At 68.7% G+C, this 15952-nt stretch carries 9 protein-coding genes; 6 read left to right on the top strand and 3 right to left on the bottom strand.

From position 1 onward, the window contains the following. From ABTZ89_RS22115 to ABTZ89_RS22105, 3 genes are all read right to left on the bottom strand, one after another. Positions 1-829, bottom strand: an 829-nt coding sequence (locus tag ABTZ89_RS22115; RefSeq protein WP_351047663.1) for an alpha/beta fold hydrolase, incomplete at its 3' end; no start/stop codon positions are given. A 69-nt stretch (positions 830-898) separates the two neighbouring features. After that, positions 899-1921, bottom strand: a complete 1023-nt coding sequence (locus ABTZ89_RS22110; protein ID WP_351047660.1) for an aldose 1-epimerase family protein — start codon at positions 1919-1921, stop codon at positions 899-901. A 180-nt stretch (positions 1922-2101) separates the two neighbouring features. Beyond that, the gene (locus ABTZ89_RS22105; RefSeq protein WP_270949673.1) at positions 2102-3841 is read right to left on the bottom strand and encodes a glycoside hydrolase family 2 protein; all 1740 of its coding nucleotides are present in this window, start codon (positions 3839-3841) and stop codon (positions 2102-2104) included. A gap of 480 nt (positions 3842-4321) precedes the next feature. Here ABTZ89_RS22105 and ABTZ89_RS22100 point away from each other — a divergent pair, with 480 nt between their 5' ends. The 6 genes from ABTZ89_RS22100 (at position 4322) to ahcY (ending at position 15876) form a co-directional block, all read left to right on the top strand. Then, positions 4322-5998 (top strand): AMP-binding protein, encoded by a 1677-nt coding sequence (locus tag ABTZ89_RS22100; protein WP_351047666.1) that lies wholly within the window; start codon positions 4322-4324, stop codon positions 5996-5998. A gap of 655 nt (positions 5999-6653) precedes the next feature. Continuing rightward, positions 6654-8357, top strand: coding sequence for a glycine/sarcosine N-methyltransferase (locus ABTZ89_RS22095; RefSeq protein ID WP_351047657.1), 1704 nt, complete (start codon positions 6654-6656; stop codon positions 8355-8357). A gap of 75 nt (positions 8358-8432) precedes the next feature. Beyond that, positions 8433-9635, top strand: coding sequence for a methionine adenosyltransferase (gene metK / locus ABTZ89_RS22090; protein WP_270949629.1), 1203 nt, complete (start codon positions 8433-8435; stop codon positions 9633-9635). Positions 9636-9755: 120 nt separating this feature from the next. Further along, positions 9756-10730, top strand: a complete 975-nt coding sequence (locus tag ABTZ89_RS22085) for a carbohydrate kinase family protein (RefSeq protein WP_270949630.1) — start codon at positions 9756-9758, stop codon at positions 10728-10730. Between the two features lie 20 nt (positions 10731-10750). After that, positions 10751-14317: a methionine synthase gene (gene metH, locus ABTZ89_RS22080; protein ID WP_270949631.1), complete on the top strand. Its 3567-nt coding sequence runs from the start codon at positions 10751-10753 to the stop codon at positions 14315-14317. Between the two features lie 101 nt (positions 14318-14418). Beyond that, a complete protein-coding gene (ahcY, locus tag ABTZ89_RS22075) occupies positions 14419-15876 on the top strand; it encodes an adenosylhomocysteinase (protein WP_351047652.1) in 1458 nt (485 codons plus the stop codon). Positions 15877-15952 lie beyond the last annotated feature (76 nt).

Genomic DNA, 15952 nt, shown 5'->3' with positions numbered 1-15952 from the left:
GGCTGACCAGGTGCTGCAGCAGCAGCCGGGTGAAGCTGTCCGGCGCTTCCTCCGGGACCCAGTGCGAGACCTCTTCCAGCATCTCGAACCGGTAGGGCCCGGTGACGTGCGCCGCGGTGGCCATCGCCGCCTCCGAACCGAACGCCACGTCCTCGGTGCTCCAGACGTACAGCGTCGGCACCTCGACCGGCCCGATCTCGCCGCTGTCGTAGCGCGCCGCCCGGTACCAGTTCAGCGCCGCGGTCAGCGCGCCCGGCTCGGTCAGCCGCTGCACGTAGTCGTCGACGTGGTGCTCCGGAACACCGGGGTAGTAGATCTGCCGGAGCTTCTTGGCGTTGTCGGCCAGCAGCGCCTTCTCCGCGGTGGAACTGCGGAATCCCTGCATGTACGCCGAGCGCTGGGCCTGGTCCTCGTCGCTGCGCAGTGCCGCGCTGAACGCGTCCAGGTGCGGGACCGACACGGCGGTCAGGGTGCGGACGCGCTCGGGGTGCCCGGCGGCGGTCGCCCACGCCACGGCAGCGCCCCAGTCGTGGCCGACCAGGTCGAAGCGCTCCCAGCCGAAGTGCTCGGCGATGGCCAGCACGTCCCCGACCAGCTCCGACATCCGGTAGTCGCTGACCTGCTCCGGGCGGACACCGGGGGAGTAGCCGCGCTGGTCCGGCGCGACGGCGAAGCACTCGGCGGCGCCGAGCACGGAGAGCTGCTCGCTCCACTCCACGGCGGCTTCGGGGAAGCCGTGCAGCAGCAGGACCGGGCGGCCGTCCTGCGGGCCGGAGGTCAGGGCGTCGAACTTCCCGGCGGGCGTGGGGATCTGGATGTACTCGGCCACCCGGCCACTCTACTGGCCGGACCTGGCGCCGGGAGGAACAGCGGCCGACCGCTGCGCGACGGCGCTGCGTCAGCGGGCGATGCGGTATCCCCAGGTGCCGCGGTGGGTTTCGCCCGGTTGCAGGGTGATCAGGCCGTCGCCGGTGACGAAGGCGTTGGGGGCGCAGGTCATCGGCTCCACGGTGATGCCCTGGCGCGTCGGCCGCTCCGTGCTCGGGCTGTCGTCGGTGTAGACCTGGAGGTAGCCGTGCGTCCGGTCGACCCAGAGCTCGGCGGTGACGCCGTCCTGGCGGGCGAAGCGCACCACGGCGTTGCCGTCGGGACCGCGGGTCAGGTCGGTGAAGGCGGTGTCCATCTTGGTGTCGCCGATCGGCCGGGCTTGGCGGTAGTCGTACTGGCTGCCCTCCACCGAGTCCTTCCCGGTTGGGATCAGCCGGTCGTTCACCAGGTAGTGCGTGCTCGCGGGCAGTTCGAACACGATGCCGTCGATGCGGTCGGCGCCCGCGGCCAGGTAGGTGTGGTTGGCGGTGCCGAACGGTGCGGCGGTGCGGCCGACGTTCTTCGCCGTCAGCGTGCTGCGCACCCCGGCGTCGTCCACGGCGAACTCGATCTGGAACAACAGCTGGAACGGGTAGCCGTAGGTCGGCGGCAGCAGGTACTCCAGCACCACCCCGTCCGCCCGGTGCTGGACGGGCTGCCACTCCACGAAGCTCATCAGGCCGTGCAGCGCCGCATCGCGCTCCGGCTCGCTGACCGGCACCTGCAACTTCTGGCCTTCGAAGGTGTAGCTGCCGTGGTCGATCCGGTTGGGCCACGGCAGGATCGTCTTGCCCCGGTAGCCCTCGCCGACCTCGTCGGCGCTGTGCGTGAGCAGCAGCTCCCGGCCGTCGACCTGCCAGGACAGCAGCGTCGCGGACACCCCGGCGATCACCGCCCGCTGCCTGCCGGAGCGGATCTCGTACAACCGGCCGTTCGCGGTCTGCGCCCCGCCGGGCGGCTGCGCCACGGCCGAGCCGACGGCCGGTCCGGCGAGCGCGGCGGTGGTGGCTCCGGCCGCCGTGACGAGCGCCGCGCGTCTGCTGAAGCGTCGCATCGTGCTTTCCTCCCGGTGGGGTGGACCACCGCAGTTCCAATCGAAACTGCGTTCCGCCGTGGCTGGGTTGTGCAGTTTCAATTGAAACTGCGGTTCTTCGTCGGGTGACGGGACCTCGGAGGGGACGGCGTGGCGGTCGGGTCCACTGTGGCCCGGGGGTGCTGGGGGTGCCAGTCGATGTCAGGGGGTGCCCGCGTCGATGGCTTCCCGGTTGGCGGCGCGGACCGCGTCCTGGTCGGGTTTGAGGATGCGGCGGTCGTAGGTGAGGAAGCCGTTGACCTCGTTCTCCACGTCGGTGGTCTGGGTGTAGACCGCCGCGGACAGCCCGTTGGCCCCGATGATCCGCACCAGGTCGTCGTTGACCTCGACGTAGCGGCGGGTCAGCGCCTCGCGGCTGTCGGTCATCTCGTAGGCGCCGGGCGGGCCCGGCCACAGGTGGCCTTCCTCGACCAGCCCGAGACCGCCGTACTCGCCGTCCACCACCGCGCGGTGGTCGCGCACCTGCGGGCTGCCCGGCCCGACGTAGGTGTGGTCGTCGTAGATGTCCCCGGCGCCGCTGTCGGGCAGCGAGTAGCAGCAGTTCACGCCACTGCTGATGTTGATGAGGCGGGTGGGATCGGTGCGCTTGGTCAGGTCGGCGATGTCGGCCGTCTCGAACTCGCCCCAGCCCTCGTTGAACGGCACCCAGGCCACGATCGAGGTGACGCTGCGCAGCTGGTCGATCATGGCGGTCAGCTCGGTGCGGTAGTGGGCGCGCTCCTGCTCGGTCGGGGGCGGGTTGGTGCCCGGCGGGTCGGCGAGGTCGATCGGCAGCGACGGCATGTCCTGCCACACCAGCAGCCCCAGCCGGTCGGCCCAGTAGTACCAGCGGGCCGGTTCGACCTTGACGTGCTTGCGGACCATGTTGAAGCCCAGCTCCTTGGTGGCCTCCAGGTCGAAGCGCAGCGCCTCGTCGGTGGGTGCGGTGTAGATGCCGTCCGGCCAGAATCCCTGGTCCAGCGGTCCGTGCTGGAACACGATCTCGCCGTTGAGCGCCATCCGCGGCCGGCCCTGCGCGTCGGGCAGCAGTTCGACGGTGCGCAGGCCCGCGTAGCTGCCCACCTCGTCGCCGGAGTCGAGCAGCCGCACCTTGATGTCGTAGAGGTACGGGTCGTCGGGCGTCCACAGGTGCGGCTCGGGCACCGGCAGCCGCAGCGCGGTGCCGGCTCGGCCTTCGGCCCGCGCGACCTCCTGGCCGTCCCGGTCGCGGACGACGGCTTCGAACGGCTGCCCGCCCCGCGCCGAGGTGTGCGCGGTGAGGTCGAAGCCGGTCAGGTCCGGGGTGATGTCGAGCTTGGCGACGTGCTCCTGCGGCACCGGCTCCAGCCACGCGGTCTGCCAGATCCCGGAGGCCCCGGTGTAGAGGATTCCCTTCGGGGCGTTGCGCTGCTTGCCCACCGGGTACGGGCCGGCCTCGTTGCGGTCCTCCACGGCGACCGAGACCTCCTGCGCGCCCCGGCCGTTGAGCGCGTCGGTGATGTCCGCGCTGAACGCGGTGTAGCCGCCCTCGTGCACCGCGACCTGGCGGCCGTTGACCGACACCTCGGCCTTCTGGTCGACGGCGCCGAAGTGCAGCAGCACGCGCTGCCCGGCCCAGTCCGGCGGCAGCTGGAACGTCCGCCGGTACAGCATGTGGTCGTCGTGGCGCTGGATGCCGGACAGCCCGGATTCCGGCGGGTAGGGCACCAGGATCTGCTCGCGGGTCTGCTGCGGCGGGGTGCTGCCACCGCCGTAGGCCCACAGGCCGTTGAGGTTCAGCCAGCGCTCCCGGGTCAATTGCGGGCGCGGGTACTCGGGCAGCGCGTTGTCCGGGCCGACCTGGTCGGTCCACGGCGTGGTCAGCGGCGGTGGCTTCGGCCGCCACGCCTCAGCGGAGGCCATCACGGCGGGGGCGGTGATCCCGGAAGAGGCCGCGAGCAGTGCGGTGAGCAGCAGGGCGCGCAACAACAACGTTGCCTCCAGGTGCAGGCGGAACCGAGAGGGACGGGGGCGAGTTCCGCCGGGACCGCAGGTCCGGTCTCCGCGGAAGTCGCGTTGCGGTGGTCGGCGGAGGGCAGGTGGCGGGCGAGCCGGAGAGCGGATCGCTGCTCGCATCGCCGCGCAAGCCCATCCTGGAACCACTCCTCATCGCCGGTGGCGAGCTGTTGATGTCGATCGAACACGGAGCACCATCAATCGACAACAATGACCATGAACGCACGGACAGTCAACGCGGCCGAAAGAGGGCCCGCAAATCGGAGCAATGTCGTGGATCCGCTGGGATCAACGGGGTTACGTTGTTGGCCCGCTTCAGCAACCCGGCGATGTTGCCGAGTCCAGGAGGGTGTGGACGTGACCGAGGCCCGAGGTAGCGCTACCGAGATGTTCCTGACCGCGCGGGACTTCCTGTTGCGGCACCGGACGGACTACGACACCGCGCGGCGGGAGTTCCAGTGGCCGCGTCCGGCCGAGTTCAACTGGGCGCTGGACTGGTTCGACTCGATCGGCCGGCGGCGCGACGGCACCGCGCTGTGGATCGTCGAGGCCGACGGCTCGGAGCGCAAGGTGTCGTTCCGGGCCATGACGCAGCGCTCCAACCAGGTCGCGAACTGGCTGCGCGGCCTCGGCGTGGCCCGCGGCGACCGGCTGGTGCTCATGCTGGGCAACCAGGTGGAGCTGTGGGAGACGATCCTGGCCGCGATGAAGCTCGGCGCGGTGATCATCCCGGCGACCCCGCTGCTCGGCCCGGCCGACCTGCGCGACCGCATCGACCGGGGCCGCGCCAAGCACGTGGTGACCACTTCGGCCGATGCCGCGAAGTTCGCCGACGTCCCCGGCGACTACACCCGGATCGCCGTCGGCGAGCCGGTTCCGGAGTGGACGTCCTATGCGGACAGCGCCGCCGCTGCCGACGAGTTCGTCCCGGACGGGCCCACCCGCTCCGACGATCCGATGCTGCTGTACTTCACCTCCGGCACCACCGCGCTGCCGAAGCTGGTGGAGCACACCCACGTCTCCTACCCGATCGGGCATCTGTCCACGATGTACTGGATCGGTCTGGAACCGGGCGACGTGCACCTCAACATCTCCTCGCCGGGATGGGCGAAGCACGCCTGGAGCAACGTCTTCGCGCCGTGGAACGCCGAAGCGACGGTGTTCATCTACAACTACGAGCGGTTCGACGCCGCCGCGCTGATGGCGCAGATGCAGCGCTGCGGCATCACCAGCTTCTGCGCCCCGCCGACGGTGTGGCGGATGCTGATCCAGGCCGATCTGACCACTCTGGCCACTCCGCCGTCCAAAGTGGTCGGTGCGGGCGAGCCGCTGAACCCGGAGATCATCGAGCAGGTGCGGCGCGCCTGGGGCGTGACCATCCGCGACGGCTTCGGCCAGACCGAGACCAGCGTGCAGGTGGCCAACACCCCGGGGCAGGACGTGCGGCCCGGTTCGATGGGGCGGCCGCTGCCCGGGTTCGACGTCGAGCTGCTCGACCCGGTCACCGGCGAGCCCGCGCAGGAGGGCGAGATCTGCCTGGCGCTGCAGCCGCGTCCGGTGGGCCTGATGACCGGCTACGCCGACGACACCGAGCGCACCGAGGCGGTCACGCGGGGCGGCCACTACCACACCGGCGACGTCGGTTCCCGCGACGCGGACGGCTACATCACCTACGTGGGCCGCACCGACGACGTGTTCAAGGCCTCCGACTACCGGATCTCGCCGTTCGAGCTGGAGAGCGTGCTGCTGGAGCACGAGGCGGTGGCGGAGGCGGCGGTGGTGCCCGCGCCGGACGCCATCCGGCTGTCGGTGCCGAAGGCCTACGTCGTGCTCACCGGCCAGCACGAGCCGACCAGGGAGACCGCGCTGTCGATCCTGCGGTTCGCGCGCGAGCAGCTGGCGCCGTACAAGCGGGTGCGGCGGCTGGAGTTCTACGAACTGCCCAAGACGATCTCCGGCAAGATCCGCCGGGTGGAGCTGCGCCGCCGGGAGGACGAGCTGGCCGGCGCCGACGGCCGGGCGGAGGAGTTCCGCGAGGAGGACTTCCCGGAGCTGAAGGGGTGAGCACGCGTGGCACGCGCCTCCGGGTGCGTGCCACGCCCCACCGCGGGGCCGAACGGAGGAGCCGAACGCCGCGAATGGAGCTGGAATTGCGCGGAGCGGCATCGTAACATCTTTGGTCCGCGTCGCGATGAAACGGCTGAGAAGAGAAGGGCCGACCACCGCGGCGCTTGCTCATCCAATTCTCATCGGCTCGTGGTTGCGGAATTTTCAACCGCTGTGCTAAGCCGATGCGCGCGCAGTGTACACAACTCCATGACGCACTGCACGTATCCGATCGTTACCCATCGTGCAAATGCTCTGAATTGGCGCAGGTAGTAGCGCATTTATTCACCCAGGGTGACTTTTCAAATCACGCATTCATCGTATTGCGGTGATTAGCGTCACACGTTTGTACGCTTGCTTTGAGATCTCCTTCGCATAGGTTGTTCAACTGACGCAGGAATTCCGCGTCACGCCGATCGGCAAGGATGCCGATCGAGTGCGATCGGCGTTGTGCTTTGCGGCCTTGAGCGTTTCTCGGCTGCCCGCGCCGATCTGAGGTGTTGCCTTATTGCAGTGGCGACCCGGCACGGCCACGGACGAGCTCGGGTGCGATTTTGCGCGTGCTCGAGTGTGTGCGGTGGCGCATGACCAACGTGAGTGGTGGGAGTGGAGCATGGCCAAGAGCGTGGACGACCTCGCATCCAGCGCAACCCCCGGATCTCCGGATACCGCCGATCTGGTGGCGCGCGAGGAGCAGGTGTTCGGCGAGAATCCGTTGGAAGTGCGGGAGTCCGACCACTACACCCACGAGTACGTGGGCAGCTTCGTGGAGAAGTGGGACGAGCTCATCGACTGGAAGAAGCGCTACGAGAGCGAGGGCTCCTTCTTCATCGACCAGCTCAAGGCCCGCGGCGTCAGCTCGGTGCTCGACGTGGCGACCGGCACCGGGTTCCACTCGGTGCGGCTGCTCGAGGAGGGCTTCGACGCGGTGAGCGCCGACGGCAGCCCGCAGATGCTGGCCAAGGCCTTCAGCAACGGTCTGACCTACGGCGGTCACATCCTGCGCGTGGTGCACGCGGATTGGCGCTGGCTGAATCGTGACGTGCACGGCGAATACGACGCGATCATCTGCCTGGGCAACTCGTTCACCCACCTGTTCTCCGAGCGGGACCGCCGCAAAGCGCTCGCCGAGTTCTACGCGATGCTCAAGCACGACGGCGTGCTGATCATCGACCAGCGCAATTACGACGCGATTCTGGACAACGGATTCTCCTCGAAGCACACCTATTACTACGCAGGTGATGATGTTTCCGCCGAACCGGATTACATCGACGACGGGCTGGCTCGATTCAAGTACACGTTCCCCGACAAGTCTGAATTCTTCTTGAACATGTACCCGCTGCGGAAGAACTACATGCGGCGGCTCATGCGCGAGGTCGGCTTCCAGCGGATCGACACCTACGGCGACTTCCAGGAGACCTACCACGACGACGAACCGGACTTCTTCATCCACGTCGCGGAGAAGAAGTACCGGCCGGACGAGGAGCTCTCCGACGTCTACTCGACCGCGGTGCACACCGCCCGCGATTACTACAACTCCGAGGACGCGGACAACTTCTACTACCACGTCTGGGGCGGCAACGACATCCACGTCGGCATCTACCAGAGCCCCGACGAGGACATCGACGTCGCGTCCCGCCGGACCGTGGAGCGGATGGCGAGCAAGGTCGAGATCACCCCGGACACCCGGATCCTCGACATCGGCTCCGGTTACGGCGGCGCCGCCCGCCACCTGGCCGCGACCTACGGCTGCAAGGTGTCCTGCCTCAACCTCAGCGAGGTGGAGAACGCCCGCAACGTCGAGTTCAACCGCGCGGCCGGCCTGGACGAGCTGATCGAGGTCAAGGACGGTTCCTTCGAGGACATCCCGTTCCAGGACAATGCCTTCGACATCGTCTGGTCGCAGGATGCGATCCTGCACAGCGGCGACCGGGAGCGGGTGCTGGAGGAGGTGACCCGCGTGCTCAAGGGCGGGGGTTCCTTCATCTTCACCGACCCGATGGCGGCCGACGGTGCGCGGATGAAGGACCTCGGGCCGATCCTGAACCGGATCAACCTCGACACCATGGGTTCCCCGGGCTTCTACCGCCGCGAGCTGGCCCGGCTCGGTCTGCAGAACTTCGAGTTCGAGGACCTGACCGAGCACCTGCCCGTCCACTACGGGCGCGTGCTGGAGGTGCTCGAGAGCCGCGAGGGCGAGCTCGCCGACAAGATCAGCGACGAGTACCGGGCCAAGATGAAGACCGGTCTGAAGAACTGGGTCTCCGGTGGTAAGGCGGGCAACCTGTCCTGGGGCATCATCCACGCCCGGGCCTGAGACCCCCCGGTGCCGTAAATGGTCACCGCCGTACGCAAGGATCACAGCCGCAGCAGTGTGAGGTGAGGAGCAGTCGTGAGTGAGATCAACCGCAGGTTGTTCACCAGTGAATCGGTGACCGAGGGACACCCGGACAAGATCTGCGATGCGATCAGCGACGCCGTGTTGGACGCGTTGTTGGCCCAGGACCCCAAGTCGCGCGTGGCCGTCGAGACCATGGTGACCACCGGTCAGGTGCACGTCGCAGGTGAGGTCACCACCAGCGCTTACGCCGACATCCCGACCATCGTGCGGGACAAGATCCTGGAGATCGGCTACGACTCCTCCGCGAAGGGCTTCGACGGTGCTTCCTGCGGCGTCAACGTCGCGATCGGATCGCAGTCCCCGGACATCGCCCAGGGCGTGGACACCGCCCACGAGACCCGGGTCGAGGGCGCCGAGGACGAGATCGACAAGCAGGGCGCGGGCGACCAGGGCCTGATGTTCGGCTACGCCTGCAACGACACCGACGAGCTGATGCCGCTGCCGATCGCGCTGGCGCACCGCCTGTCGCGCCGGCTGACCAAGGTCCGCAAGGACGGCGTGCTGCCGTACCTGCGTCCCGACGGCAAGACCCAGGTCACCATCGAGTACGCCGGTGACCAGGCCGTTCGGCTCGACACCGTGGTGCTGTCCACCCAGCACGCCGCCGACATCGACCTCGAGGGCATGCTGGCCGGTGACATCAAGGAGAAGGTCATCGACCCGGAGATCGAGCGGGTCGGGCTGGACTCCGCCGACACCCGGCTGCTGGTCAACCCGACCGGCCGGTTCGTGGTCGGCGGTCCGATGGGCGACGCCGGTCTGACCGGCCGGAAGATCATCGTCGACACCTACGGCGGCATGGCCCGCCACGGCGGTGGCGCGTTCTCCGGCAAGGACCCGTCGAAGGTCGACCGCTCCGCCGCCTACGCGATGCGCTGGGTCGCCAAGAACGCCGTCGCCGCCGGTCTGGCCAGCCGCATCGAGGTGCAGGTCGCCTACGCGATCGGCAAGGCCGCCCCGGTGGGCCTGTTCGTGGAGACCTTCGGGACCGAGAACGTCGACCCGGTCAAGATCCAGGCGGCGGTCAACGAGGTCTTCGACCTCCGCCCGGCCGCCATCGTGCGTGACCTGGACCTCCTGCGTCCGATCTACGCCCCGACCGCCGCGTACGGTCACTTCGGGCGCAGCGACGTCGACCTGCCGTGGGAGCGCACCGACCGCGCCGAGGCGCTGAAGAGCGCCGCCGGCATCTGAGTCGGTCGCCCGGAGCTGGTGCGCGGGCTGCGGGGCGCGGGAGACTGCGCCCCGCAGCCCGGTGCGCCGGCCGTTCAATGGAGCTTTGGGGCGATCGCCCCCTGGTTAAGGAGTAGTGCAGTGCGGATTGCGGTGACCGGATCCATCGCCACCGACCACCTGATGACCTACCCCGGTAGGTTCGCCGAGCAGCTCGTCGCCGACCGCCTGGAGCAGGTGTCGCTGTCGTTCCTGGCCGACGAGCTGGTGCTGCGCCGCGGCGGGGTGGCGCCCAACATCACCTTCGGCCTCGGGCAGCTGGGCGTCGGATCGATCCTGGTCGGCGCCGTCGGCCGCGACTTCGACGACTACCGCTCCTGGCTGGAGCGGCACGGGGTGGACACCGCCTCGGTGCACGTCTCGGAGACCAAGCACACCGCCCGGTTCCTGTGCACCACCGACACCGACTTCAACCAGATCGCCACCTTCTACGCCGGTGCGATGGCCGAGGCCCGCGACATCGAGCTCAAGCCGGTCGCCGACCGCGTCGGCGGGCTGGACGTGGTCGTGGTCTCCGCCAACGACCCGGACGCGATGCTGCGGCACACCCAGGAGTGCCGGGACCGCGGCTACCGGTTCCTCGCCGACCCCGGCCAGCAGCTCGCCCGGATGGACGGCGACGCGATCCGCAAGCTGGTCGACGGTGCCGAATACCTGTTCACCAACGAGTACGAGCACGGCCTGCTGCTGCAGAGCACCGGCTGGAGCCACGGCGAGGTGCTCGACCGGGTCGGCAAGTGGGTGACGACGCTGGGCCCCAAGGGCGTCCAGGTGGAGTCCAAGGGCCAGCCCGCCATCGAGGTGGCCCCGCCGAAGGAGAAGCAGAAGGGCGACCCGACGGGCGTCGGCGATGCGCTGCGCGCCGGCTTCCTGGCCGGCCTTTCCCACGATCTGGAACTCGAGCGGACGCTACAGCTAGGTTGCGCGCTGGCGACCGTTTCACTGGAGGCGGACGGCCCGCAGGAGTACCAGGTGGAGCGGGAATCGTTCCTCGCTCGAGTCGCCGAGGCATACGGTGACGAGGCTGCGGGTGAGATCGGGGCGAAGCTCAGCTGAGCAACGGGAGTAGGCACGGCATGGCAGATCGGCAGAACGATCCGAGCGGTTTCCTGACCGCCCTGGGCGAGCGCGTCCTGGTCGCCGACGGCGGGATGGGCACCGCGCTGCAGGGCTTCGACCTGACGTTGGACGACTTCGCCAACCTGGAGGGCTGCAACGAGATCCTGAACGTGACCCGGCCCGACGTGGTGTCCTCGATCTACCGGGGCTACCTGGAGGCGGGTTCGGACGCGATCGAGACCAACACCTTCGGGGCGAACTGGGCCAACCTCGCCGAGTACGACATCCCGGAGCGCATCCGGGAGCTGGCCGAGAAGGGCTCGGCGCTGGCCCGCGAGGCCGCCGACGAGTACTCCACCCCGGACCGGCCCCGGTTCGTGCTGGGCTCGGTCGGCCCGGGCACCAAGCTGCCCACGCTGGGCCACGCTCCCTACACGCAGCTGCGCGACGCCTACCACGAGCAGGTCCTGGGCATGCTCGACGGCGGCATCGACGTGGTGCTGGTGGAGACCTCGCAGGACCTGCTGCAGACCAAGGCCGCGATCGTCGCCGCGAAGCGCGCGATGGCCCAGGCCGGGCGGCACGTGCCGATCATCGCGCAGGTCACCGTGGAGACCACCGGCACCATGCTGGTCGGTTCGGAGATCGGCGCGGCGCTGACCGCGCTGGAGCCGCTGGGCATCGACCTGATCGGGATGAACTGCGCGACCGGTCCGGCGGAGATGAGCGAGCACCTGCGGGTGCTGGCGCAGAACGCCCGGATCCCGCTGTCGGTGATGCCCAACGCCGGCCTGCCCGAGCTGGGCCCCAACGGCGCGGTGTACCCGCTGCAGCCCGACGAGCTGGCCGAAGCGCTGGTCGGCTTCGTCAAGGACTACGGCGCGCGCCTGGTCGGCGGCTGCTGCGGCACCACCACCGAGCACGTGCGCGCGGTGGCGGAGGCGGTCCGGGGGATCACCCCCGAGCCGCGCACCCCGGAGCACATCCCGGCGGTGTCGTCGGTGTACCAGACGGTGCCGTTCGACCAGGACGCCTCGATCCTCAACGTCGGCGAGCGGACCAACACCAACGGCTCGAAGGCGTTCCGCGAGGCGATGCTGGAAGGCCGCTACGACGACTGCGTGGAGATCGCCAAGGCCCAGACCCGCGAGGGCGCGCACATGCTCGACCTGTGCGTGGACTACGTGGGCCGGGACGGCACGGTCGACATGCGGGAGCTGGCCTCGCGGCTGGCCACCGCCTCGACGCTGCCGATCATGGTCGACTCCACCGAGCCCGAGGTGATCCAGGCCGGACTGGAGCACCTGGGCGGCCGGTGCGCGATCAACTCGGTCAACTGGGAGGACGGCCACGAGCCGGGCTCCCGGTACGAGCGGGTCATGCAGATGGCCGTCGAGCACGGCGCCACCGTGGTGGTGACCTGCATCGACGAGGAGGGGCAGGCGCGCACCGCGGAGTGGAAGCTGCGGGTCGCCGAACGGCTGATCGAGGACATGACCACCAACTGGGGTCTGGAGGAGTCCGCGATCATCATCGACTGCCTGGTCTTCCCGATCACCACCGGTCAGGAAGAGGTCCGCAAGGACGCCGTCGAGACGATCAACGCGATCCGGGAGCTCAAGGCGCGCCACCCGGAGGTGCAGACCACGCTGGGCCTGTCCAACGTGTCCTTCGGCCTGAACCCGGCGGCGCGGCAGGTGCTCAACTCGGTGTTCCTCAACGAGTGCCGGGAAGCCGGGCTGGACACCGCGATCCTCAACGCCTCCAAGATCCTGCCGATGAGCAAGATCGACGAGGAGGCGCGCAACGTCGCCCTGGACCTGGTCTACGACCGGCGCCGCGAGGGCTACGACCCGCTGCAGAAGTTGATGGAGCTGTTCGAGGGGCAGACCGCGAAGTCCAGCAGCGCCTCCCGCGCCGAGGAGCTCGCGAAGCTGCCGCTGTTCGAGCGGCTGGAGCGGCGGATCGTCGACGGCGAGCGCAACGGGCTGGAAGCCGACCTGGAAGCGGCGATGGCCGAGAAGCCGCCGCTGGAGATCATCAACGAGAACCTGCTGGCCGGAATGAAGGTCGTCGGCGAGCTGTTCGGTTCCGGGCAGATGCAGCTGCCGTTCGTGCTGCAGTCCGCCGAGGTGATGAAGGCGGCGGTGGCGCACCTGGAACCGCACATGGAGAAGGACGACTCCGGCGGCAAGGGCAAGCTGCTGCTGGCCACGGTCAAGGGCGATGTGCACGACATCGGCAAGAACCTGGTCGACATCATCGTCTCCAACAACGGCTACGACGTGGTCAACATCGGCATCAAGCAGCCGATCGGCGCCATCCTCGAAGCCGCCGAGGAGAACAAGGTCGACGCCATCGGCATGTCCGGCCTGCTGGTGAAGTCCACGGTGATCATGAAGGAGAACCTGGAGGAGATGAACTCCAGGGGGCTGGCGCAGAAGTACCCGGTGATGCTGGGTGGCGCGGCGCTGACCCGCTCGTTCGTGGAGCACGACCTCGACGAGGTCTACCAGGGCGACGTCCGCTACGCCAAGGACGCCTTCGAGGGCCTGCACCTGATGGACCGGCTGATGTCCATCAAGCGCGGTGACAACCCCGAGGAGGACGCCGCCGAGGAGGCCAAGAAGGCCGAGCGCAAGGCCCGGCGGGAGCGTTCGCTGCGCATCGCGGAGAAGCGCAAGGCCGAGCAGGGCGACGAGCCCGGCTACGACGACACCACCCGGTCCGACGTGTCCACCGACGAGCCGGTGCCGACTCCGCCGTTCTGGGGCTCCAAGGTGGTCAAGGGCGTCGCCGTCGCCGACTACCTGGCGCTGCTGGACGAGCGGGCGACGTTCTTCGGCCAGTGGGGCCTGCGCGGCGCGAAGAAGGGCGAGGGGCCCTCCTACGAGGAGCTGGTCGAGACCGAGGGCCGGCCGCGGCTGCGGCACTGGATCGACGAGCTGTCCACCGCGGGCATCCTGCAGCACGCGGCGGTGGTCTACGGCTACTTCCCGTGCGTGACCGAGGGCAACCACCTCGTCGTGCTGGACAAGGACGAGCCGGACTCCCCGGAGCGCACCCGGTTCTTCTTCCCGCGGCAGAAGCGCGACCGGCGGCTGTGCCTGTCGGACTTCTTCCGCACCCGGGAGCAGGCCGAGCGCACCGGCCAGGTGGACGTGCTGCCGATGCAGCTGGTCACCATGGGCCAGCCGATCGCCGACTACGCCAACGAGCTGTTCGCGAAGAACGCCTACCGGGACTACCTGGAGGTGCACGGGCTGAGCGTGCAGCTCACCGAGGCGCTGGCCGAGTACTGGCACCGCCGCGTCCGCCGCGAGCTGGCCTGGGCCAAGGGCGGCACGGTGGCCCAGGAGGACCCCGAGGACGTGCGGGAGTTCTTCAAGCTCGGCTACCGAGGTGCCCGGTACTCCTTCGGCTACGGCGCGTGCCCGGACATCGAGGACCGCGCCAAGATCGTCGACCTGCTCGAGTCCGAGCGCATCGGCGTGGTGCTGTCCGAGGAGTTCCAGCTGCACCCCGAGCAGTCCACCGACGCGATCGTGGCGCACCACCCAGAGGCGAAGTACTTCAACACGTAAAGCGCGGATCGATGCAGGTCGGCGCCGTGGGAATGGCGCTACCCTGCACAGGAACCCGGTCCGCGAAGACCTGACAAGATCGGGAAACACGAAAGGAAGCCATGAGCGCGAAGCTGCAGAAGGTCAACGGCCTGGAGTTCGCCGTCAGGGATCTGGCGCTGGCCGAGGCCGGGCGGCACCAGATCCGGTTGGCCGAGCACGAGATGCCGGGCCTGATGGCGACCCGCGAGGAGTACGCGGCATCCCAGCCGTTGAAGGGCGCGCGGATCGCAGGCTCGCTGCACATGACCGTGCAGACCGCCGTGCTGATCGAGACCCTGGTCGCGCTGGGCGCCGAGGTCCGCTGGGTGTCCTGCAACATCTTCTCCACCCAGGACGAGGCCGCCGCGGCGATCGTCGTCGGCCCGAACGGCACCCCGGACAAGCCCGAGGGCATCCCGGTGTTCGCCTGGAAGGGTGAGACGCTGGAGGAGTACTGGTGGTGCACCGACCAGCTGTTCCAGTTCGGCGAGCAGGGCCCGAACATGATCCTCGACGACGGTGGTGACGCCACGCTGCTGGTGCACAAGGGCGTCGAGTTCGAGGCGACCGGCGTGGTGCCGCAGGCCTCCGAGGACGACCCGGACGAGTACAAGGTCATCCTGGAGACGCTGCGCAACAGCATCGCCGCCGACGGCAAGCGGTTCACCAAGATCGCTGCCGAGATCAAGGGCGTCACCGAGGAGACCACCACCGGCGTGCACCGGCTCTACGAGCTGGCCAAGACCGGTGAGCTGCTGTTCCCGGCGATCAACGTCAACGACTCGGTCACCAAGTCGAAGTTCGACAACAAGTACGGCTGCCGCCACTCGCTGGTCGACGGCATCAACCGCGCCACCGACGTGCTCATCGGCGGCAAGGTCGCCGTGATCTGCGGTTACGGCGACGTCGGCAAGGGCTCCGCGGAGTCGCTGCGCGGCCAGGGCGCCCGCGTCATCGTCACCGAGGTCGACCCGATCTGCGCGCTGCAGGCGGCGATGGACGGCTACCAGGTCACCACCCTGGAAGAGGTCGTCTCGATCGCGGACATCTTCGTCACCACGACCGGCAACTTCAACATCATCACCGCCGAGCACATGGCGCAGATGAAGCACAACGCCATCGTGGGCAACATCGGCCACTTCGACAACGAGATCGACATGGCCGGCCTGGAGAAGATCCCGGGCGTCAAGAAGCAGGAGATCAAGCCGCAGGTCCACGAGTACGCGTTCCCGGACGGGCACTCGATCATCGTGCTGTCCGAGGGCCGCCTGCTGAACCTGGGCAACGCCACCGGCCACCCCAGCTTCGTCATGTCGAACTCGTTCACCAACCAGACGATCGCCCAGATCGAGCTGTTCACCAAGCCGGGCGAGTACGACAAGCAGGTCTACGTGCTGCCGAAGCACCTGGACGAGAAGGTCGCCCGCCTGCACCTCGACGCCCTGGGCGTCAAGCTGACCAAGCTGACCAAGGAGCAGGCGGCCTACATCGGCGTCGACGTCGACGGCCCGTACAAGCCGGAGCACTACCGGTACTGATCCTCTAGAGGAGTCGCTCCCGTCCGATGCGCGGGTTCCGTGAGTCTTCTGGGTCGTCATGGCAGCCCAAAAGACT

The organism is Saccharopolyspora sp. NPDC002686 (genome assembly GCF_040295745.1).
GTDB classification, from domain to species: Bacteria; Actinomycetota; Actinomycetes; order Mycobacteriales; family Pseudonocardiaceae; genus Saccharopolyspora; species Saccharopolyspora oryzae.
This window is presented reverse-complemented; position numbering and strand designations above follow the sequence as displayed.

Excerpts from the sequence above, each read along its gene's own strand:
- ABTZ89_RS22110 (WP_351047660.1), bottom strand. The coding sequence starts at position 1,921 with ATGCGACGCTTCAGCAGACGCGCGGCGCTCGTCACGGCGGCCGGAGCC.
- ABTZ89_RS22105 (WP_270949673.1), bottom strand. The coding sequence starts at position 3,841 with ATGGCCTCCGCTGAGGCGTGGCGGCCGAAGCCACCGCCGCTGACCACG.
- ABTZ89_RS22100 (WP_351047666.1), top strand. The coding sequence starts at position 4,322 with ATGTTCCTGACCGCGCGGGACTTCCTGTTGCGGCACCGGACGGACTAC.
- ABTZ89_RS22095 (WP_351047657.1), top strand. The coding sequence starts at position 6,654 with ATGGCCAAGAGCGTGGACGACCTCGCATCCAGCGCAACCCCCGGATCT.
- metH (WP_270949631.1), top strand. The coding sequence starts at position 10,751 with ATGGCAGATCGGCAGAACGATCCGAGCGGTTTCCTGACCGCCCTGGGC.
- ahcY (WP_351047652.1), top strand. The coding sequence starts at position 14,419 with ATGAGCGCGAAGCTGCAGAAGGTCAACGGCCTGGAGTTCGCCGTCAGG.